Source organism: uncultured Streptococcus sp. (genome assembly GCF_963528215.1).
In the GTDB taxonomy this organism is placed as follows: Bacteria; Bacillota; Bacilli; order Lactobacillales; family Streptococcaceae; genus Streptococcus.
The window spans coordinates 156298-176449 of sequence record NZ_CAURVL010000002.1 but is presented as its reverse complement, the minus strand read 5'-3'; the positions used below and the strand labels follow the sequence as shown (position 1 = coordinate 176449).

At 43.1% G+C, this 20152-nt stretch carries 19 protein-coding genes and 2 pseudogenes; 17 read left to right on the top strand and 4 right to left on the bottom strand.

Going from position 1 to position 20152, the window contains the following annotated elements; all coding sequences use genetic code 11:
• The 13 genes and pseudogenes from RWS24_RS01750 to ileS all read left to right on the top strand — a co-directional run.
• Positions 1 to 482 (top strand): annotated as a pseudogene (locus tag RWS24_RS01750) (translational GTPase TypA); the annotation flags it as partial.
• A 23-nt stretch (positions 483 to 505) separates the two neighbouring features.
• The gene (locus RWS24_RS01745) at positions 506 to 775 is read left to right on the top strand and encodes a DUF3165 family protein (RefSeq protein ID WP_002898040.1); all 270 of its coding nucleotides are present in this window, start codon (positions 506 to 508) and stop codon (positions 773 to 775) included.
• A 230-nt stretch (positions 776 to 1005) separates the two neighbouring features.
• Complete coding sequence (gene murD / locus RWS24_RS01740; RefSeq protein WP_314364863.1) at positions 1006 to 2358, top strand: UDP-N-acetylmuramoyl-L-alanine--D-glutamate ligase; 1353 nt, start codon at positions 1006 to 1008, stop codon at positions 2356 to 2358.
• Between the two features lies 1 nt (position 2359).
• Entirely contained in the window at positions 2360 to 3430 is a 1071-nt protein-coding gene (locus RWS24_RS01735; RefSeq protein ID WP_314364861.1) for a UDP-N-acetylglucosamine--N-acetylmuramyl-(pentapeptide) pyrophosphoryl-undecaprenol N-acetylglucosamine transferase, read from the top strand.
• Complete coding sequence (locus tag RWS24_RS01730; protein WP_314364859.1) at positions 3427 to 4632, top strand: FtsQ-type POTRA domain-containing protein; 1206 nt, start codon at positions 3427 to 3429, stop codon at positions 4630 to 4632. Before RWS24_RS01735 ends, RWS24_RS01730 begins: the two co-directional genes overlap by 4 nt.
• Positions 4633 to 4753: 121 nt before the next feature.
• Positions 4754 to 6112: a cell division protein FtsA gene (gene ftsA, locus RWS24_RS01725; protein ID WP_314364857.1), complete on the top strand. Its 1359-nt coding sequence runs from the start codon at positions 4754 to 4756 to the stop codon at positions 6110 to 6112.
• Positions 6113 to 6128: 16 nt separating this feature from the next.
• On the top strand, positions 6129 to 7406 hold the full coding sequence (gene ftsZ / locus RWS24_RS01720; RefSeq protein ID WP_032906435.1) for a cell division protein FtsZ: 1278 nt from the start codon (positions 6129 to 6131) through the stop codon (positions 7404 to 7406).
• 8 nt (positions 7407 to 7414) lie between these two features.
• A complete protein-coding gene (locus RWS24_RS01715; protein ID WP_002900917.1) occupies positions 7415 to 8086 on the top strand; it encodes a YggS family pyridoxal phosphate-dependent enzyme in 672 nt (223 codons plus the stop codon).
• A 9-nt stretch (positions 8087 to 8095) separates the two neighbouring features.
• Positions 8096 to 8683 (top strand): cell division protein SepF, encoded by a 588-nt coding sequence (locus RWS24_RS01710; protein WP_002896164.1) that lies wholly within the window; start codon positions 8096 to 8098, stop codon positions 8681 to 8683.
• Positions 8684 to 8688: 5 nt separating this feature from the next.
• Complete coding sequence (locus RWS24_RS01705) at positions 8689 to 8964, top strand: YggT family protein (protein WP_002896162.1); 276 nt, start codon at positions 8689 to 8691, stop codon at positions 8962 to 8964.
• The gene (locus RWS24_RS01700) at positions 8961 to 9746 is read left to right on the top strand and encodes a YlmH/Sll1252 family protein (RefSeq protein ID WP_314364851.1); all 786 of its coding nucleotides are present in this window, start codon (positions 8961 to 8963) and stop codon (positions 9744 to 9746) included. The genes RWS24_RS01705 and RWS24_RS01700 overlap by 4 nt, the downstream gene beginning before the upstream one ends.
• A 9-nt stretch (positions 9747 to 9755) precedes the next feature.
• The gene (locus tag RWS24_RS01695) at positions 9756 to 10550 is read left to right on the top strand and encodes a DivIVA domain-containing protein (protein WP_125340628.1); all 795 of its coding nucleotides are present in this window, start codon (positions 9756 to 9758) and stop codon (positions 10548 to 10550) included.
• A gap of 284 nt (positions 10551 to 10834) precedes the next feature.
• On the top strand, positions 10835 to 13627 hold the full coding sequence (gene ileS / locus RWS24_RS01690; RefSeq protein ID WP_314364850.1) for an isoleucine--tRNA ligase: 2793 nt from the start codon (positions 10835 to 10837) through the stop codon (positions 13625 to 13627).
• Between the two features lie 148 nt (positions 13628 to 13775).
• On the opposite strand, the gene RWS24_RS01685 is transcribed toward ileS, so the two are convergent.
• Complete coding sequence (locus tag RWS24_RS01685; protein WP_314364848.1) at positions 13776 to 14231, bottom strand: MarR family transcriptional regulator; 456 nt, start codon at positions 14229 to 14231, stop codon at positions 13776 to 13778.
• Positions 14232 to 14253: 22 nt separating this feature from the next.
• Between RWS24_RS01685 and RWS24_RS01680 the strand changes: the two are divergent.
• A pseudogene (locus RWS24_RS01680) lies at positions 14254 to 14687 on the top strand (GNAT family N-acetyltransferase).
• A gap of 24 nt (positions 14688 to 14711) precedes the next feature.
• Here the strand turns inward: RWS24_RS01680 and RWS24_RS01675 are convergent.
• Entirely contained in the window at positions 14712 to 15014 is a 303-nt protein-coding gene (locus RWS24_RS01675) for a DUF1827 family protein (RefSeq protein ID WP_002919443.1), read from the bottom strand.
• Positions 15015 to 15081: 67 nt separating this feature from the next.
• Positions 15082 to 15531, bottom strand: a complete 450-nt coding sequence (locus RWS24_RS01670; protein WP_314364845.1) for an NUDIX hydrolase — start codon at positions 15529 to 15531, stop codon at positions 15082 to 15084.
• Positions 15532 to 15755: 224 nt separating this feature from the next.
• On the opposite strand from RWS24_RS01670, the gene RWS24_RS01665 reads away from it, so the two are divergent.
• Together RWS24_RS01665 and RWS24_RS01660 are read left to right on the top strand one after the other, a co-directional pair.
• Complete coding sequence (locus tag RWS24_RS01665) at positions 15756 to 16655, top strand: YafY family protein (RefSeq protein ID WP_314364843.1); 900 nt, start codon at positions 15756 to 15758, stop codon at positions 16653 to 16655.
• 59 nt (positions 16656 to 16714) lie between these two features.
• A complete protein-coding gene (locus tag RWS24_RS01660; RefSeq protein ID WP_314364842.1) occupies positions 16715 to 17329 on the top strand; it encodes a GyrI-like domain-containing protein in 615 nt (204 codons plus the stop codon).
• 48 nt (positions 17330 to 17377) lie between these two features.
• Here the strand turns inward: RWS24_RS01660 and RWS24_RS01655 are convergent, their stop codons facing one another.
• Complete coding sequence (locus RWS24_RS01655) at positions 17378 to 19648, bottom strand: ATP-dependent Clp protease ATP-binding subunit (RefSeq protein WP_314364840.1); 2271 nt, start codon at positions 19646 to 19648, stop codon at positions 17378 to 17380.
• A gap of 249 nt (positions 19649 to 19897) precedes the next feature.
• Between RWS24_RS01655 and RWS24_RS01650 the strand changes: the two genes are divergently transcribed.
• Complete coding sequence (locus RWS24_RS01650) at positions 19898 to 20128, top strand: DUF1797 family protein (protein ID WP_002896146.1); 231 nt, start codon at positions 19898 to 19900, stop codon at positions 20126 to 20128.
• Positions 20129 to 20152 lie beyond the last annotated feature (24 nt).

Sequence of the window (20152 nt, the reverse complement as noted above, 5' to 3'; positions counted from 1 at the left end):
ACTCAACTGAGTTCTTGTCAATGACTCGTGGTTACGGTATCATGAACCATACCTTCGACCAATACTTGCCATTGATTCCAGGGGAAATTGGTGGACGTCACCGTGGTGCCCTTGTTTCTATCGATGCTGGTAAGGCTACAACTTACTCAATCATGTCTATCGAAGAACGTGGTACTATCTTTGTCAACCCAGGTACTGAGGTTTACGAAGGAATGATCATCGGTGAAAACTCTCGTGAAAATGACTTGACTGTTAACATAACCAAGGCTAAGCAAATGACCAACGTTCGTTCTGCAACCAAGGACCAGACAGCAGTTATCAAGACACCACGTATCTTGACCTTGGAGGAATCTTTGGAATTCTTGAACGACGATGAGTACATGGAAGTAACACCAGAATCTATTCGTCTGCGTAAGCAAATTTTGAACAAACAAGAACGCGAAAAAGCCAATAAAAAGAAAAAATTAGCTGCAGCTGAATAAGCAAAAGGGAAAGGAGCAGCAAAATGGTTTATCTTATCATTGGGATTTTAATCCTCTTTTTCTACATTTTTGCTGTTCCATCCAGTATTAAAGGGACTGTTAATGCAGTGACCATGGTGCTACTGATTGTAGCCTTGATTATCTTATTTGGCTTAGGCATTTTTAAAATTTTCCAGTTGCCGGCTGAATATTTTGTAGGTTTCGGTCTATCCGTAGTGACTGTCTTGGCTTTGCGGGATATCAATCGCCTCAAGCCGCCTAAGAAATCAAAAAAGAATTTTGATGAAGAATAATAAATGAGCAAGAACTTAGAAAGCTAGATAGACTTTTTGAGATCTTGCTTTTTTGTTGATCTATATTTTTACAAAAATAATAGGTTTATGTTACAAAATATTTCAAATAGATGAAAACATATCATTTTTTTCAAAACTTGCTTACAGTCGAAAATAAAAGACTCCTATGACTTTTTTATTTTCACAAAAAAAGGTAAAATAGAATGAAGTATGAATGGAAGAGGTTGCTTATGAAAAATATAGCAAATTTTGCCAATAAGAAGGTCTTGGTCCTAGGATTGGCCAAGTCGGGTGAGTCAGCTGCTCGCCTTTTAGATAAATTAGGAGCTATCGTGACAGTTAACGATGGGAAGACTTTCGAGGAAAATCCTGCTGCCCAATCCTTGCTAGAAGAAGGTATAAAAGTGGTGACAGGAGGTCATCCTTTGGAGTTGCTGGACGAAGACTTTGAACTGATGGTGAAAAATCCGGGTATTCCTTATGACAATGACATGGTCGTTCGAGCTCTGGAGAAGAAGATTCCAGTCATTACTGAAGTCGAGTTGGCTTATCTGATTTCTGAAGCACCGATTATTGGTATTACGGGTTCAAATGGTAAGACGACGACCACAACCATGATTGCGCAAGTCTTGACAGCTGGCGGTCAAAATGGTCTCTTGTCTGGTAATATCGGCTTTCCTGCCAGTCAAGTAGCTCAAACAGCCAGCAGCAAGGATACACTGGTCATGGAACTGTCTTCCTTCCAGTTGATGGGGATTGAGGCTTTTCATCCGCAAATCGCTGTTATTACCAACCTCATGCCGACTCATTTGGATTATCACGGCTCTGTTGAGGAATATGCAGCTGCCAAGTGGAATGTCCAGAAAAACATGACAGCTGATGATTATCTGGTTTTGAATTTCAATCAAGATTGGGCAAAGGAAATGGCTAGTCAAACTCAGGCTACTGTTGTCCCTTTTTCAACGACTGAAAAGGTGGATGGTGCCTATCTTGATGGTGATGTCTTGACCTTCCGTGGAGAAGCGATTATGAGGGCGACTGAAATCGGTGTTCCTGGCAGTCACAATGTCGAAAATGCTCTGGCTACGATTGCTGTGGCCAAACTGCGTGGCATTGACAATCAGACGATCAAAGAAGTCTTGTCAGCTTTTGGGGGCGTTAAGCACCGTCTCCAGTATGTGGGGCGTGTAAATGAGGTTGCCTTTTACAATGACAGTAAGTCTACTAATATTCTGGCAACACAGAAAGCCCTATCTGGTTTTGACAATAGCAAGGTGATTCTGATTGCAGGCGGCTTGGATCGTGGCAATGAATTTGACGAGTTGGTGCCTGACCTCAAAGGGCTCAAGAAAATGGTGATCTTAGGACAATCAGCTGCGCGTGTAAAGAGGGCGGCTGATCAGGCTGGTGTTTCTTATCTGGATGCGATTGATGTCCGGGATGCAGCTCATAAGGCCTTTGATCAAGCGAAGCCAGGAGACATTGTCTTGCTCAGTCCTGCCAATGCCAGCTGGGATATGTATAGTAATTTTGAAGTCCGTGGCGATGAGTTTCTCGCTGCATTTGAAGAATTAAAAGGTTAAAATGAAAAAGATTGTATTTACAGGCGGAGGAACAGTTGGGCATGTAACCCTCAACCTTCTCCTGATTCCGAAATTTATCAAAGAAGGCTGGCAGGTCCACTATATTGGTGATAAGCATGGGATTGAGTATCAGGAAATCCAAAAGTCTGGACTAGACGTGACCTTCCATTCGGTAGCTACGGGCAAGCTTCGCCGCTACTTTTCATGGCAGAATCTGCTGGATGGCTTTAAGGTCGTCTGGGGTATTTTCCAGTCGCTTGGTATTATGCTCAAGGTACGGCCGCAGGCTCTCTTTTCTAAGGGAGGCTTTGTGTCCGTTCCGCCCGTGATTGCAGCCCGACTGTCAGGAGTGCCTGTATATGTTCATGAGTCGGATCTATCCATTGGCTTGGCCAATAAAATCGCCTATAAGTGTGCGACCAAGATGTATGCGACCTTTGAGCAAAGTTCCAGTCTGACCAAGATTGAGCATGTCGGAGCTGTGACCAAGGTCGGTAACCAAGAGTCAGTCCCACCGCAGGAACTAGAAGAAATCCGTCAGTATTTTGATAAAGAGCTGCCTACTCTGCTTTTTGTCGGTGGTTCTGCTGGTGCTAAGGTCTTTAATGACTTTGTCAGCCAGAATCAAGCTGCGCTGACCGAGCGTTATAACGTTATCAATCTGACAGGCGATGCAAGTTTGGATGTTCTGTCTGAACGTCTCTTTCGCAGAGCCTATGTGACCGACATCTACCAGCCTTTGATGGACTTGGCAGATGTAGTGGTGACACGCGGCGGTTCCAATACAATCTTTGAGCTCTTGGCCATGGCTAAGCTGCACATTATCGTTCCTCTGGGACGCGAAGCCAGCCGCGGCGATCAGATTGAAAATGCGGATTATTTTGTGAAAAAGGGATATGCCAAGCAATTGGCAGAGGAACAGCTGGATATGAGCAATTTACAGACAGCCCTTGATGACCTTTTGGCTAATCAAGCTTCTTATCATCAAGCTATGAAGAATTCTCAGGAAATCAAGTCTGTAGATGAATTTTATGCTTTATTGAAGGCGGATATTGACAAAGGAAAGAAATGAGCAAGAAAAACCACGATGAGCCAAAGGAAGAGGTAAGTGAGCCCCTCTCTGAATGGCAGAAACGAAATAAAGAATATCTTGAAAAGAAGGCTCAGGAAGAGGCCGGCAAACAAAAGGAGCTAGAAGAAGAGGAAGCAAAGGAAGCTGAGGACTCAATCGAAGGCGGAGAAATAGCTGAAGAGACGGAAGAAGATGACTCATTTTATGAAGAGGAAGAAACAGAATATTTGGAAGATGACTCATCTAAACCTGAGCTAGAGACCGAATTGAGCGAGAAAGAGCGCAAAAAACTGGAGAAACTTCAGAAAAAGGCAGAAAAAGAAGCCGATAAGGTGCATATCTCGAAGGTTCATATTTATCGAGCACTGCCGGTTTTGCTGGGCAGTGGCTTGATTTTTCTCCTGTCAGTTTATTTTTTGACGCCACTGGCGACCATGAAGACAATCGAATTTTCAGGGAATCAAATGGTCAGTCAGGAAGATCTGCTCAAAAGCAGTAAGATTGATGAGAAGGACTATACTTTAACAACCTTTATCAATGGCGGCAATCATATCCGCAATATGAAAGCTTCTAGTCCTTGGATTAACAACCTGGAGATGGCTTATCAGTTTCCGATTACTTTTCAGGTAAAGGTCAAGGAGTACGGAGTTCTAGCCTATCTGCATGAGGGTGGTCAGTATTATCCTGTTCTGAAAAATGGGGAGATTATTTCGGACCCGACTGCTGCAGATTCTATGCCGGAAACCCATATTTCGATAGAGTTTTCAGATAAAAAATTGATTAAGGAATTTGCCCTTCAAATTGAAAAGGTACCGGCTTCGGTCAAGAAAAATATTAAGACAGTTCAGTTGACTCCAAGCAAGGTGACACCGGACTTGGTTACGCTGACCATGCATGATGGCAATAAAATTTTGGTACCAATTTCACATATTGCCAAAAAACTGCCATATTACAAGGGAATCCAATCGCAGCTGGAAGAGGGGGTACCTAGTGTTGTAGATATGGAAGCAGGGATTTTTAGTTATGTTGAAGGAGCTCAAAACGAGCCGTCTTCTTCTGACGAAGAAAAGCAGAAAACAGAAGAGGACCCGACGGGACAGCCAACAGAACAAGTGGCTGAGCAGGTGACTGAAAGTCAAGAACAAGAATCTGCAGAGCCACAAAATTCAACAGAAAACCCGGGAAATACCGAAAATCGCTAAATTATATGTAGAAAAACTGCGCATTTTCATTTTCTTTATGTTATAATAAAGCTTGGGTAACTCTAATTTTTAGTGTTATTAGTATAGACCGGAAACATGGAAGATAGAGAGGACTGGTGTAATGGCTAGAGACGGCTTTTTTACTGGATTAGATATAGGAACTAGCTCAATTAAAGTGTTGGTGGCAGAGCACATCAACGATGAAATGAATGTTATTGGGGTCAGCAACGCAAAAAGTGCTGGCGTTAAAGATGGAATTATTGTTGATATTGAGGCTGCTGCTGCTGCCATTAAGACAGCTATTTCTCAAGCAGAAGAAAAGGCAGGCATTTCAATTGGTTTAGTCAATGTCGGACTTCCGGCTAATCTCTTACAGATTGAGCCTACTCAGGGTATGATTCCTGTGACTAGTGATTCTAAGGAAATCACAGATACAGATGTAGAGAATGTTGTTAGATCTGCTCTGACTAAGAGTATGACTCCTGACCGCGAAGTGATTACTTTCATCCCAGAAGAGTTTGTAGTGGATGGTTTCCAAGGGATTCGTGATCCGCGTGGTATGATGGGGATTCGCTTAGAAATGCGGGGACTTCTCTACACTGGACCACGGACTATTCTCCACAACCTCCGCAAGACAGTGGAGCGTGCGGGAGTTCAGCTTGAGAATGTTATTATCTCCCCATTGGCTATGACTAAGTCAATCTTGAACGAAGGGGAACGTGAGTTTGGTGCAACTGTTATTGATATGGGTGGCGGCCAAACTACAGTAGCTTCTGTTAGAGGTCAAGAACTTCAATATACGAATATATATCAAGAAGGCGGCGACTATGTAACCAAGGATATCTCCAAGGTTTTGAAGACTTCGCAAAAGTTGGCTGAAAGTCTCAAGTTTAACTATGGTTCTGCTTATGTTCCTGAAGCTGGTACAGAGTCCTTCCAAGTAGAAGTGATTGGCGAGATTGAGCCGGTTGAAGTAACTGAAAAGTATCTGGCTGAGATTATTTCTGCTCGTATCCAACACATTTTTGAGCAAATCAAACGCGATTTGGATAGAAGGCATCTTCTCGAGTTGCCAGGCGGCATTGTGATTATCGGTGGAGCAGCTATTCTTCCAGGAGTAGTTGAACTGGCTCAGGAAGTGTTTGGCGTAAATGTCAAGCTTTATGTGCCAAATCAAATCGGCATTCGCAATCCAGCCTTTGCACATGTTATCAGCCTGTCAGAGTATGCCGGAAACTTAACAGATGTGGATATGCTGGCTCAGGTTGCTGTTCATGGTGATGAGCAACTGCGCCATCGACCTGTATCCTTTGAGCGTCCTGCTCAGTCAGTACCACGCTTTGAACCTCAACCAGCTGATGAGATCCCTGAGGAGCCGGTCCAAGAAATTCCAGTTGCCAGTGCTGATGTGCCAAACCAAGAACCAAAAACCGGTATTACAGATCGGATGCGCAACCTAATTGGCAAAATGTTTGATTAAGGAGAATACAGAGAATATGACATTTTCATTTGACGCTGCTGCTGCACAAGGCGCAGTAATTAAAGTTATTGGTGTCGGTGGAGGTGGCGGTAATGCCATCAACCGAATGATTGATGAAGGTGTTGCTGGTGTTGAATTCATCGCAGCAAATACAGATGTTCAAGCTCTTAGCAGTGCCAAAGCTGAAACAGTTATTCAGCTCGGTCCTAAGTTGACTCGCGGACTCGGTGCCGGAGGTCAGCCTGAAGTTGGCCGCAAGGCTGCTGAAGAAAGCGAAGAAGTCCTGACTGAAGCTCTGCAAGGAGCAGATATGGTCTTCATCACTGCTGGTATGGGTGGTGGATCTGGGACAGGTGCTGCTCCAGTGATTGCTCGTATCGCAAAGAATGTTGGTGCTCTGACTGTTGCTGTAGTTACACGTCCTTTCGGTTTTGAAGGAAGCAAGCGTGGAACATTTGCAGTAGAAGGAATCAACGAACTTCGCGAGCATGTAGATACACTCTTGATTATCTCAAATAACAACCTGCTTGAAATTGTAGACAAGAAGACTCCGCTCCTTGAAGCACTCAGTGAAGCAGATAATGTTCTTCGCCAAGGTGTCCAAGGGATTACCGACTTGATTACCAGCCCAGGACTGATTAACCTTGACTTTGCCGACGTGAAAACAGTTATGGCAGACAAGGGTAATGCTTTGATGGGAATTGGTGTTGGTAGCGGTGAAGAACGCGTTATCGAAGCTGCTCGCAAAGCTATTTACTCACCTCTTTTGGAAACAACCATTGATGGTGCAGAGGACGTAATTGTCAACGTTACTGGTGGCCTAGATATGACCTTGATTGAAGCTGAAGAAGCTTCAGAAATTGTCAACCAAGCAGCAGGTCATGGGGTGAACATCTGGCTCGGTACTGCTATTGATGAGTCTATGAAGGATGAAATCCGCGTGACTGTTGTGGCTACTGGTGTCCGTCAGGACAAGGTTGAAAAGGTCAGCGGTATTCGTCAGACACAGCAGCCTACTGGCCCAAGCCGTCCGCAGCAAGTTGAGCCAAATCGCGAAGTTCGCTCAGGGCAGTTTGAACGAAATTTTGATATGACTGAAACGGTTGATATTCCGGCTCCAAGCCGTCAAAGAACGGATACACCTAAAGGTTCAGCCTTTGGTGATTGGGATCTTCGCCGCGAAGCGATTGTTCGTCAGGCTGAACCAAGTTCGTCAGCCCGCGTGGAGCGCTATGCAGAAACTAATGAAGATGATGATGAGTTGGAAACACCTCCGTTCTTCAGAAATCGTTAATCTAAATCATGAATTTGCAGAACAATAAAGAGTTGGTCTTTCAATCCGTCGCTCAAGCGGCGGAGCAAGCCCAGCGTTTGAAAGATTCAGTAAATATCATTGCAGTTACCAAATATGTTGACTGCGAAACAACTCAGGAGCTTGTTCGTACAGGTATTCAGCATATCGGAGAAAATCGGGTAGATAAATTTCTAGATAAATACCATGCTCTGAAAGATGAGAATCTGACCTGGCACCTGATCGGTAGTTTGCAGAGGAGAAAAGTCAAGGATGTGATTAACTATGTTGATTACTTTCACGCTTTAGATTCTGTAAAATTGGCCAAGGAGATTGACAAACGGGCTGAACATGTGATTAAATGTTTTCTGCAGGTGAATATTTCTAAAGAAGAGAGCAAGCATGGCTTTTTGATTGAAGAACTTGAAGTTGTCCTGCCTGAACTTGAAAAATTAGAGAATGTTCAAATTGTGGGATTGATGACAATGGCTCCGTTTGAAGCTAGTCATGAGGAGCTGAACCAAATTTTTGAAAAGGCTCATCAACTACAAAAAGAATTAAAAAAGAAACAGTTAAATAATATGCCCTTTTCTGAATTAAGCATGGGAATGAGCCGTGATTATCCAGAAGCAATTGCCCATGGCTCGACCTATGTCAGAATTGGTACAGCATTTTTTAAATAGGAAAGAAATATGTCATTAAAAGATAGATTTGATAAATTTATAGATTATTTTACAGAAGATGGAGATGAGACTGAGGTTCAGGAGCAGACTGTCAGCAGACCTGCGGCGCCTGTTAAGCAGAAGCCTGAATTGGTTCAGCCTAAGCCAGTCAGAGAGAGCAAGCCAGCTCCTCGTCCGGTTGCTGCGGCGAAGCCACAGCCTAAACCACAGCCACAACAGAAATCTTCTACAGAGAATATTACCAGACTGCATGCACGTCAGCAGGAATTGGCTCAGCACCGTGCAAATGCGGATGAGAAGATTACGATTGATGTTCGTTATCCGAGGAGATATGAGGAGGCGACTGAAATTGTTGACCTGCTTTTGGCCAATGAAAGCATCCTGATTGACTTCCAGTATATGACTGAGGTACAGGCTCGACGTTGTTTAGACTACTTAGATGGTGCTCGTTATGTCTTGGCTGGAAATTTGAAAAAAGTTGCAAGCACTATGTATTTGCTGACTCCGATTAATGTAGTGGTAAATGTGGAAGATATCCGCTTGCCAAACGATGTTGAAATCAGCGAATTCGACTTTGATATGAAGCGCAGTAGATAAGAGATATGTTATATTTTGTAATTCGTGCCATCTCTAATCTTTTCGATCTTTATAGCATTGCCTTGATTGTCTATGCACTTCTATCTTGGTTTCCAGGAGCCTATCAAACCAAATTCGGAGAGTTTCTAACACGAATTGTAGAACCGTATTTAAAACTTTTCCGCCGTCTTCCCTTGCAGTTTGCAGGGCTGGACTTTACCGTTTGGGTTGCAATTCTGGCTTTAAACCTTTTAAATCGTGTGGTCTTTTATTTAATAAGCGTCTTACTAATGTTATTATGATGAAAGATTTATATCAACACTTTTCGCATGAGGATCGAGAGTTTATTGATAGGAGTCTGGAGTTGCTTCAGCGGGTTCAAGATACCTATGCCTTTGAAACAACATCTTTTCTGAATCCCCATCAGGTCTCAATCCTGAAGAATATTGGCAAGCAATATGATGTGCAAGTCTTTGCTAGTTCGGATTATTTTCCAAGTGAACTGGCAAGAGTTCTTGTGGCGCCTTCTTATTACCAACTAAATATGGATGATTTTGAATTGAGCTTGCTGGAAATTTCCTATGCAAGCAAATTTTATAAAATCAGTCATTCGCAGATTATGGGCACTCTTCTCAATCAATTAGGGATTGAAAGACGAGCCTTTGGCGATATTCTTGTAGTTGGAGACCATGCTCAGCTCTTTGTAGATAAAAGACTAGCCCAGTATTTTATAGATCATGTCTCTAAAATTGCAAAGATGCCTGTCAAATTAAAGGAAGTATCTTTTGCAGAGCAGCTGAAAGAACAGAAGCAGGCTGTTACCAGAGAAATTTTAGCATCTAGCCTTCGCTTGGATAAGTTGGTAGCCAGTACCTTTAAGTTGTCAAGGAGCCAGGCTGCTCAGCTGATTTCTGGCAAGCATGTGAAAATGAACTATGCTGTTAATGACAATCCCAGCCAGCAGGTCGGGCTTGAAGACTTGATAAGCGTTAGACGATTTGGAAGATTTAAGGTTTTAAGAGAAAATGGCCTTTCCAAGAATGGAAAACATAAGTTAACCGTTGAATTATTAGCTAGTAAATGAGGAGGAACTATGACACTTACAGCATTAGAAATTAAAGATAAATCCTTTGGAACCAAGTTTAGAGGCTATGATGTTGAAGAGGTAGATGAATTCCTTGACATCGTTGTCCGCGATTATGAGGACTTGGTTCGTGAAAACCACGAAAAAGAAGCAAAAATTCGTAATCTGGAAGAACGTTTGACATATTTTGATGAGATGAAAGACTCTCTTAGCCAGTCTGTCTTGATTGCTCAGGATACGGCTGAGCGTGTTAAAGTGGCTGCCAACGAGCGATCTACGAATATTGTTCGTCAGGCAGAGCAGGATGCGCAGCATTTGTTGGATGGAGCTAAGTACAAGGCTGATGAGATTTTGCGTCAGGCAGCTGACAATGCTAAGAAAGTAGCCATTGAAACAGAAGAACTGAAAAACAAAACACGTGTCTTCCATCAACGTTTGAAATCAACCATTGAGAGCCAACTCAGCATTGTAGATTCGTCTGAATGGGAAGAAATCCTTCGTCCGACAGCTACTTATCTGCAGACCAGCGATGAAGCTTTCAAGGAAGTTGTATCTGAAGTACTGGGAGAAGAGGCAGTTATCCGCGAGGAAGAAGTGGATGTTACTCGTCAATTTTCTCCAGAGGAAATGGCTGAGTTGCAAGAGCGCATTGAAGCTGCTAACCGTGAATTAGCTGCGACCCAAGCTTTTTCTCCGCTTAGCGATGAAGATATAGAAGCTCATGCAGCTGAGGAAAACTCAGAAGCTGACCATCACGATGATGATACAAATGGGGAACAAAAAGTTCCAGTAAATATTTTATAATTTTTAAAGAAACTAAGATTGTAAAAACACAGACCAAGCAAAATACTTTCAGCGAGCAGATGATGGTGAGAGATCTGCAGTCCATCTTGCTTGGGCTATCATTTTACAGAACTTTCGTCTGAAATCAGTAGGATGAGACGGCAGTCCACGTTACGGACAAAGAGGGGCAAGAGGAGCATTATGCTATTGTCTTGCCTAAACAAAGGTGGTACCGCGAATTTTCGTCCTTTTTGGAGAAGTTTGCGGTTTTTAATTTGTAATTTTTAAAAATAAAGAGGAATAGAATGAAACTGAAAGAAACACTTAACCTTGGAAAAACTGCTTTTCCTATGCGGGCCGGTCTTCCAAATAAGGAGCCAATCTGGCAGAAGGAATGGGATGAAGCTAAGCTTTATCAGCGTCGTCAGGAACTGAATGAAGGCAAGCCGCACTTTATCCTGCATGATGGCCCTCCTTATGCTAACGGGAATATTCATGTCGGCCATGCTATGAACAAGATTTCCAAAGATATCATTGTTCGCTCAAAGTCTATGGCTGGTTACTATGCGCCTTACATTCCAGGATGGGATACGCATGGTCTTCCGATTGAGCAGGTATTGGCAAAACAAGGCGTTAAGCGCAAAGAGTTGGACTTGGTAGAATACCTCAACATGTGTCGGGACTATGCGCTTAGCCAAGTCGAAAAGCAAAAAGAGGACTTCAAGCGTTTGGGTGTTTCTGGTGACTGGGATAATCCTTATGTTACTTTGACTTCTGATTATGAAGCGGCTCAGATTCGTGTCTTTGGCGAAATGGCTAAGAAAGGCTATATCTACCGTGGTGCTAAGCCAGTTTATTGGTCTTGGTCTTCTGAGTCAGCTCTTGCTGAAGCAGAAATTGAATACCATGATTTGGTTTCCACCTCTCTCTACTATGCTAACCGTGTTAAAGACGGAAAAGGGGTACTGGACACAGATACTTACATCGTCGTATGGACAACAACTCCGTTTACTATTACAGCTTCTCGTGGTTTGACTGTTGGAGCAGATATTGATTACGTAGTCGTTCAACCAGCTGGTGAATCTCGTAAGTTTGTGGTTGCTTCAGAATTGTTGAATAGTCTGTCAGAGAAATTTGGCTGGACTGATGTTCAAGTTTTGGATACCTACCGTGGTCAAGAATTAAACCACATCGTGACAGTTCACCCATGGGATACTGCTGTAGATGAACTTGTTATCCTGGGTGACCACGTTACGACTGACTCTGGTACCGGTATCGTTCATACAGCGCCTGGTTTTGGTGAGGACGACTACCATGTCGGTGTAGCCAATGGACTGGAAGTTGCTGTGACAGTCAATGAGCGCGGTATCATGATGGAAAATGCTGGTCCTGACTTTGAAGGCCAGTTCTATGATAAGGTTGTGCCGACTGTTATTGAAAAGCTTGATGATTTGCTCCTTGCTCAGGAAGAAATTTCTCACTCTTATCCATTTGACTGGCGTACTAAGAAGCCAATCATCTGGCGGGCAGTACCACAGTGGTTTGCATCTGTTTCTAAATTCCGTCAAGAAATTTTAGATGAAATTGAAAAGGTTAAATTCCATTCTGAATGGGGTAAAGTACGTCTCTACAACATGATTCGTGACCGTGGTGACTGGGTTATCTCTCGTCAGCGGGTTTGGGGTGTGCCGTTGCCAATCTTCTATGCCGAAGACGGAACACCAATCATGACGGCCGAGACCATCGAACACGTAGCTCAGCTCTTTGAGGAGCACGGTTCTATCGTCTGGTGGAAGCGTGAAGCCAAGGACTTACTTCCAGCTGGCTTTACTCATCCAGGTTCTCCAAACGGCGAATTTACCAAGGAAACGGACATCATGGACGTTTGGTTTGACTCAGGCTCATCATGGAATGGTGTAGTGGTTAACCGTCCTGAGTTAACTTACCCGGCTGATCTTTATCTAGAAGGTTCAGACCAATACCGAGGTTGGTTCAACTCATCCCTCATCACTTCAGTTGCCAACCATGGCGTGGCCCCTTACAAACAAATCTTGTCACAAGGATTTGCCTTAGATGGTAAGGGGGAAAAGATGTCTAAATCCCTTGGAAATACAATTGCTCCAAGTGACGTGGAAAAACAATTTGGTGCGGAAATCTTGCGTCTCTGGGTAACCAGTGTTGATTCTAGCAACGATGTTCGCATCTCTATGGATATCTTGAGCCAAGTTTCTGAAACCTACCGTAAGATTCGGAATACCTTGCGTTTCTTGATTGCCAATACCTCTGACTTTAATCCAGCTGAGGATGCCGTAGCTTACGAAGAACTTCGATCTGTTGATAAATACATGACTATCCGCTTTAATCAATTAGTAGAAACTATTCGTAAGGCTTATGCGGACTTTGAGTTTCTGACTATTTATAAAGCGATTGTCAACTTTGTGACTGTTGACTTGTCCGCTTTCTATCTGGACTTTGCCAAAGATGTCGTCTATATCGAAGCAGCAAAATCATTGGAACGTCGTCAGATGCAGACTGTCTTCTATGATATTTTGGTCAAGATTACCAAGCTGTTGACACCAATTCTGCCACACACAGCAGAAGAAATCTGGTCTTACTTGGAGCATGAAGGTGAAGAATTTGTTCAGTTATCCGAACTGCCTGAAGCTCAGACTTTCCCAAATCAAGAAGAAATTTTGGACACTTGGTCTGCCTTTATGGACTTCCGCAGTCAAGCTCAGAAAGCTTTAGAAGAAGCCCGCAATGAGAAGGTTATCGGGAAATCGTTGGAAGCGCACCTGACTGTCTATCCAAATGAAGTCATCAAGACCTTGCTTGAGGCAGTCAACAGTGATGTGGCTCAGCTTCTTATCGTTTCACAATTAACGATTGCTGAAGGACCTGCTCCAGAAGGCGCTGTCGTCTTTGAAGATGTAGCCTTTACAGTGGAGCATGCTCAGGGACAAGTATGTGATCGTTGTCGCCGCATTGATACAACAGTTAAAGAGCGCAGTTATCAAGCCCTTGTCTGTGACCACTGTGCAGAAATTTTAGAAGAAAACTTTTCGGAAGCAGTTGCAGAAGGCTTTGAGAGCAAGTAAGTTTCCAAAATAAAAAATGGCTTTACCCTTTAGTGGTAAGCCATTTTTTAGATAGATGGATTGATTTGAAAATTTGTTAATTTGTTAAATTAAAACTAAATTAGAAAACACAAACAGTTGCGTTTGCAACTGTTTTCTGTTATACTACTTATAACTTAGGAGTGCTTATTTTAGCCAAAATGTTTTGGAGCTGAAAGAGCTCAGAGGAAGTCAGTTGCTGCAGCGCATGACTGGCGTAGGTATTTTCAAAGCCAATCAGTTGGTCATAGAGTTTGAGAGCCTGACTGCTAGGATAGAGCTCTTTGAACTTCTTGTTTTGAGCTTTGGTCTTTTTGATAATCAAGCCTCTATCTTCCAGCTTTCCTAGAGAACGGCTGAGAGTAGTCTTGTCAATCTGCACCAGTTCTGCCAGTTGTGACTGGCTGAGACCTTCATTTTCGACGATACGAATGAGTAGTAGAAATAAATTATTGTCTAGGCCGTAGTTACTGGCTTTCTGATTCATTTTCATCATAGCCTGTCTAGAAATAAAGCCCATTTGACGGAAAAGTTGACGGTAATCCATAGGAACTCCTTGATAGTTGCATTTGCACTTATTATACATTAAAAAGTTAGAGGAAACAAGTATGTGGTCTAGGAAAAAATTAACAGAGCTGAACCCAATAGAATTTTATCAAATCTTAAAATTGCGCATTGACACCTTTGTGGTGGAGCAGGAGCGCATCTATCATGAACTGGATGAGAAGGACCTAGAAGCAGTGCACGTTTACCATGCTAATGAAAAAGGAAAATTGATGCTTATGCTCGGGTCTTTGAAGAGGGAGAGCATTTAGTCTTTGGTCGAGTAGTCACAGCTCAGTCTGTAAGAGGACAGGGATTAGGAGGACAGCTTATTAGAGAAATCTTGCAATTATGTGCTGAAAAATGGCCAGGAAAGGAAATTGAAATAGAGGCTCAGGATCAGGTGGCTGCTCTCTATGAAAAGTATGGCTTCAAATCGGTTGGCCAACCCTTTATTTTTGAATCGACGCCTCACATTACCATGATCTATAAACAATAAAAAACTAAGGCCTGGCCTTAGTTTTTACTGTTTAACAGGAATGGAAATTTCGATTAGATTATTAGCGTAAATCGTTCGGATAGCAGCTTTATCAATAGCGTTTGCATCAATTTTTCTCTTCAAGAAAAATTCTCTAATTTTTTCGATTTCCTGTTCACGTACAGCACGGTGCATGTTTGAAATCAAAATTTCATAGTGAAGAGGAGCTTGTGTAAAAACAACATCGCTGTTTCCAGCAGAATAAACTTCGACTAATATCGCATCGGTGCTTTCCAATTGGCTTTTGACAAGGTCAGCATGACTGTTTGTTGTATTAATAAGCTTCATACGATTTCCTCCTGCTTTATACCTGCTATTATTATAACATGTTTGCTATAAATTGTGAATGATTTCTTTAAGCTTTAAGCGTATTTTTCCAAGCTTGGATACCCCATTTATGGCTGCCGCGTTTGAGTGTTTCAATAGCTTCTTCAACTGGGAACCAGGCAAGCTGATTGAAATCTTCCAACGGTTTTTGGACTTCTTTGAAAGAGGTGACCTCATACAGGTAGGCTGGGTTGTAAAAGTAGGTGTCGCGATGGCGGGAGTAAAAATATTCGTCAGCTTGTCCAAGATAGCGGCCAAGCTGGGCTGTGAATCCAAGTTCTTCCATCAGCTCGCGTTCAAGGGCAGTCTGATGGTTTTCCCCCTCTTCAATCTCTCCACCGGGCAGAAACCAAGCCCCATTAGGCGCCTGGACCAAAATAATCTTTTCTTTCTTTTCGTCTGGGATAACGGCATAGACTCCGTATCGGGTCACATATTCTACATTTGCTTCCTTTTCACCAAAGGTTGGATTTGTCATTCTAATATCCTCAATCTCTAGTCAGTTTACTATCTATCATAATGGACTAAGGACCAACTGTCAAGAATTTACTCGGTTTATTGGACAGAAAAAGAATGATAGTCTTTGAAAGAAATCTCTTTCAAATAATAAATTCCTTCCTCCGATCGTTTAAAAAACTCTTCTTTATAGGAATGGTAAAACATTTATAGAAGAAACTGTTATAATAGTAGCGAGGTGGTTATATGACAGAAAGCAGACTTTTTAAAATCTTATATCTTCTTTTAGAGCGAGGCCGTGCAACAGCTCCCGAATTGGCCTCACTATTTGAAGTATCTATTCGAACCATCTATCGAGATGTGGACAAGCTGAGTTTGGCAGGAATACCCGTCTATTGCAGCCCAGGCAAGGGCGGGGGTATTTTTCTGATGAAGGATTTTGTCTTAGACAAGGCCTTATTTTCAGAGTCTGAGAGGGATGAGCTATTAGCTGCTCTTCAAGGCTTGCAGATTTTAACAGATGGCGAGCAAGTAGAGACCTTAGCTAAGCTGCAGTCTTTGTTTCAAGTTCAGGCGACTTCCTGGCTGGAGGTGGATTTCACTGACTGGCGCAAGAAAGCAGATCAGAAAGAACTGTTTGATACCATTAAGCAGGCGATCTTGCAAAGAAGAGTCTTGTCTTTTTCTTATTTGAATGGGCGTGGAGAAAGAGAGCAGCGCAAGATAGAGGCGCTGAAGTTAGTATTTAAAAGCCAAAACTGGTATGTTGCTGGCTTTTGTCGTTTAAGACAAGCCCCGCGCTTTTTTAAACTTAACAGAATGAGAGACTGTCAGATGTTAGAGGAACGATTTAAGCAGAGAGTCTTGGATGAGACATTTAGTCCTGAGGAGCGGCTAGGAGATATTGTAAAAGTCTTTTTGAAATTTGACAGGAAGCATGCCTTTCGAGTGTACGAGGAGTTTTCAGAAGCAGAGATAGAGGAGAGTGATGGGAGCCTTTATGTCCAAACGCATTTACCGAGTCACGATAGTCTTTATGCCTACTTGCTATCCTTTTTGGATGGAGTTGAAATCATAGAGCCGCCTCGGTTACGAGAAGAATTCAAAGAAAAGTTAAAAGCTATTACCGATATTTATAAAAGCTGACAGAGGTTGTCAGCTTTTCTTTGCTATACTGTTTGTAGTAAAGAAAGGAGGGCTCTCTCATGAAATATGAATGGAGAAAAGCCAATCGAGAAATATATCAAATCAAGTCTGAACCCTGTCTCATAGATCTTCCTGCCCAGTCTTTTATCATGATTGACGGCAAGGGCAATCCTAATGCTGCTGACTTTTCGGAACGAGTTGGTGCTCTGTACAGCTTAGCCTATGCTATCAAGATGAACTACAAAAAGACAGCGGCCGAGAAAGAATTTACAGATTTTACAGTCTATCCCTTGGAAGGACTTTGGCAGCAAGAGCAAGCAGGAGAACTCATTAAAGAAGAATTGATCTATACTATTATGATTGGGCAGCCGGACTTTATCACTGGAGAGATGGTGAAAAAGGCCTTGGAACAAGTCCGTGTCAAAAAGCCTAATCCTCTCTATGACGAGATTCGCTTTGAAGAAATGACGGAGGGATCGTGTGTCACCGTGTTGCACCTAGGACCTTTTGACGAAGAACCTCAATCCTTCGCTAAAATGGATGCCTTTTGCCAGAATCACCAGCTGACACGGATTTCACACACTCATAGAGAAATCTATCTCAATAATTTGAATCGGACAGACCCTAGCAAGCTGAAAACAATTCTACGCTACAAGGTTCAGAAAGATCAATAAAGAAATAAAGCAGAAAACTAACTGTTTTCTGCTCTATTTTATCGACAATTATTTTTCTTCTTGTGATGAATTAACTGACTCTGTGCTTTCAGTTTTCTTTGCTGACTTGATGAGAATCTTGCCATTGCTGGTCATGACAGCTTTAAGATCTTTTTCGCTTGGATTTTCCAGATAAAAGTCAGTAATAGCATCTTCGATATGGTCCTGAATGGTACGGCGCAGTGGACGAGCGCCCATTTTTGGATCGTAGCCCAGGTCAACCAATTTTTCTTTGACCTTCTCTGTAACATCCAGATGAATGTCGTTGGTTGCCAAACGTTGATTGACATCGTCCAGCATCAGGTTGACGATTTGTAGTAGATTGTCCTTGCTGAGCGCCTGGAATTCGATAATGCCGTCAAAGCGGTTCATAAACTCAGGACTGAAGAAGTTGCCCAATTCACCCAAGACGGAATTGGTGCGTCCTTCACGCGCTGCTCCAAAGCCAACGCTGGCTTCAGCTTTGCCAGTTCCGGCATTGGATGTCATGATGATAATGGTGTCCTTGAAGCTGACAGTCCGTCCTTGGCCATCAGTCAGGCGGCCATCATCTAGAACCTGCAGGAACATGTGCATAACATCGGGATGGGCCTTTTCCACCTCATCCAGCAGAATGAGTGAGTAAGGATTGCGGCGGACGCGCTCAGTCAATTGACCAGCTTCATCATAGCCGACATAGCCCGGAGGGGCACCGACTAGCTTGGCCACGCTGTGTTTTTCCATGTATTCACTCATATCAAAGCGAATCATACTGTCAGCCGAACCAAAGAGCTCAATGGCTAGTTGCTTAGACAGCTCAGTCTTACCGACACCAGTTGGTCCGACAAAGAGGAAGCTGCCGATTGGGCGATTAGGACTTCCTAGTCCGACCCGGTTGCGGCGGATGGCCTTGGCAATCTTATCTACAGCATCGTCTTGACCGATGACATGGGCCTTTAGGTCGCTGGCGAGATTGACTAGTTGAGACTGTTCTTTTTCTTTTAGATCGCCAACTGGGATATTGGTCTTTTGCTCTACGATGTGCTCAATCGATTTCTCGCTGATAATCGGAGTGTCCTTGTCTAGCACACTTGTCTGCTGGAGTTCCTTGTACTTGGCAATCTGGTCGCGGAAGTAAGCCGCTTTCTCGAAATCTTCGTCACGGGTTGCTTTAGCCTTGAGGTTTTCTGCTTCGATCAGACGTTGGTCAATGACCTTGGGATCAACGAAGTTGAGGGTCAGATTCATCTTGGAACCAGCCTCATCCAAGAGGTCAATAGCCTTGTCTGGCAGGAAGCGATCTTGGATGTAGCGGTTGGAGAGAAGCGCAGCCGCTTCAATAGCCGCATCTGTGTACTTGACGTGATGGTAGTCCTCGTATTTTTTCTGAATCCCTTTGAGGATGGTAATCGTTTCCTCTACCGTCGGCTCGTCTACCTTAACTGGCTGCATACGACGCTCAAGTGCAGCATCTTTCTCGATGATACGGTATTCATTGAGGGTGGTCGCTCCGACCATCTGGAGCTCACCGCGAGCCAGAGCTGGTTTGAGGATGTTCCCAGCGTCCATATTGCCATCGCCAGCAGAGCCTGCTCCGACAATTTCATGGATTTCATCAATGAAGAGAATGACATCCTGACGAGAACGAATCTCATCAATGAGCTTCTGCATTCTCTCCTCAAATTGGCCACGGATACCAGTTCCCTGTACTAAGCTGACAACGTCTAGGCGGATAACTTCCTTGCCTTGGAGTTTATGAGGCACATCACCATCGACAATTTTCTGGGCCAGACCTTCCACCACGGCAGTTTTTCCGACTCCTGGCTCTCCTATGAGAACAGGATTGTTTTTGGTGCGGCGGTTGAGGATTTCAATGACACGGACGATTTCTTCATCACGACCAATAACAGGATCAATCTCGCCTCGACGAGCCAATTCAGTCACATTGATACCATATTCTTCCAGCAGGCCTTTTGGCTTTTGCGGAGCTGGCTGAGGCTGGCCTCCCTTGCTGGGATTGGAACCGTAGCCGCCACCGCCTCCATAGGCTCCGCCAGATTGGGTAGGAGGAGTAGTTGGTTCCTGAGGCTGTTGAAAATTGCTGAGGCTGTTGAAGAAGTCATCGATAGGATCTGTACCATGATTGTTGGCATTGGCAATTCCACCGAACAAGGAATGTTCAGGGTCTGTTTTCATGATTTGGTAGCAGTTTTGGCACAAATCCACCTGCTGTTTATGGCCATTTACGTTGGTATAAAGGTGAATCGTAGATTCATTGATTTTACAATTTTGACAAAGCATGCAGATACCTCTTTTCTTTTAGTGTGCAAGCTATTTATAGGAATAATTAAAGGTCAAAAATAGTCAAAGTTTTATAGTTTCATTATATCAGTATTCTTGAACTTTGCAAGAATTTACTACAAAATCCTCCCTTAGACCGAGCAGAATGAAAACAAATTCTTGAAAAATTACAAAAAATTGGCTTTTAGTGGTATTTCAGTCGCTATTTATGGTAAAATAAGAGGGAACTAAGTAAATAGGAGAAACAAAATGGAATCACATTTAGTTAGAATTATTAACCGCTTAGAAGCTATGGCTAAGGATGGCGGAAATTTGAAACGTAATTTTGAGCGTGAAGGAGTGGTTGTAGCAGAAGTAGCTTACAGTTACGACGAAGAAAACGGCTCTGTCTTCACCTTGCGTGACGTTGCAGCGCGTGAGACCTATACTTTCGACAGCATCGATTTGATTGCAATGGAAATTTATGAATTACTCTACTAAAAAGCACTTTGCTGCTTTTTATTT

Excerpts from the sequence above, each read along its gene's own strand:
- RWS24_RS01745 (WP_002898040.1), top strand. The coding sequence starts at position 506 with ATGGTTTATCTTATCATTGGGATTTTAATCCTCTTTTTCTACATTTTT.
- murD (WP_314364863.1), top strand. The coding sequence starts at position 1,006 with ATGAAAAATATAGCAAATTTTGCCAATAAGAAGGTCTTGGTCCTAGGA.
- RWS24_RS01735 (WP_314364861.1), top strand. The coding sequence starts at position 2,360 with ATGAAAAAGATTGTATTTACAGGCGGAGGAACAGTTGGGCATGTAACC.
- RWS24_RS01730 (WP_314364859.1), top strand. The coding sequence starts at position 3,427 with ATGAGCAAGAAAAACCACGATGAGCCAAAGGAAGAGGTAAGTGAGCCC.
- ftsA (WP_314364857.1), top strand. The coding sequence starts at position 4,754 with ATGGCTAGAGACGGCTTTTTTACTGGATTAGATATAGGAACTAGCTCA.
- ftsZ (WP_032906435.1), top strand. The coding sequence starts at position 6,129 with ATGACATTTTCATTTGACGCTGCTGCTGCACAAGGCGCAGTAATTAAA.
- RWS24_RS01715 (WP_002900917.1), top strand. The coding sequence starts at position 7,415 with ATGAATTTGCAGAACAATAAAGAGTTGGTCTTTCAATCCGTCGCTCAA.
- RWS24_RS01710 (WP_002896164.1), top strand. The coding sequence starts at position 8,096 with ATGTCATTAAAAGATAGATTTGATAAATTTATAGATTATTTTACAGAA.
- RWS24_RS01705 (WP_002896162.1), top strand. The coding sequence starts at position 8,689 with ATGTTATATTTTGTAATTCGTGCCATCTCTAATCTTTTCGATCTTTAT.
- RWS24_RS01700 (WP_314364851.1), top strand. The coding sequence starts at position 8,961 with ATGATGAAAGATTTATATCAACACTTTTCGCATGAGGATCGAGAGTTT.
- RWS24_RS01695 (WP_125340628.1), top strand. The coding sequence starts at position 9,756 with ATGACACTTACAGCATTAGAAATTAAAGATAAATCCTTTGGAACCAAG.
- ileS (WP_314364850.1), top strand. The coding sequence starts at position 10,835 with ATGAAACTGAAAGAAACACTTAACCTTGGAAAAACTGCTTTTCCTATG.
- RWS24_RS01685 (WP_314364848.1), bottom strand. The coding sequence starts at position 14,231 with ATGTATAATAAGTGCAAATGCAACTATCAAGGAGTTCCTATGGATTAC.
- RWS24_RS01675 (WP_002919443.1), bottom strand. The coding sequence starts at position 15,014 with ATGAAGCTTATTAATACAACAAACAGTCATGCTGACCTTGTCAAAAGC.
- RWS24_RS01670 (WP_314364845.1), bottom strand. The coding sequence starts at position 15,531 with ATGACAAATCCAACCTTTGGTGAAAAGGAAGCAAATGTAGAATATGTG.
- RWS24_RS01665 (WP_314364843.1), top strand. The coding sequence starts at position 15,756 with ATGACAGAAAGCAGACTTTTTAAAATCTTATATCTTCTTTTAGAGCGA.
- RWS24_RS01660 (WP_314364842.1), top strand. The coding sequence starts at position 16,715 with ATGAAATATGAATGGAGAAAAGCCAATCGAGAAATATATCAAATCAAG.
- RWS24_RS01655 (WP_314364840.1), bottom strand. The coding sequence starts at position 19,648 with ATGCTTTGTCAAAATTGTAAAATCAATGAATCTACGATTCACCTTTAT.
- RWS24_RS01650 (WP_002896146.1), top strand. The coding sequence starts at position 19,898 with ATGGAATCACATTTAGTTAGAATTATTAACCGCTTAGAAGCTATGGCT.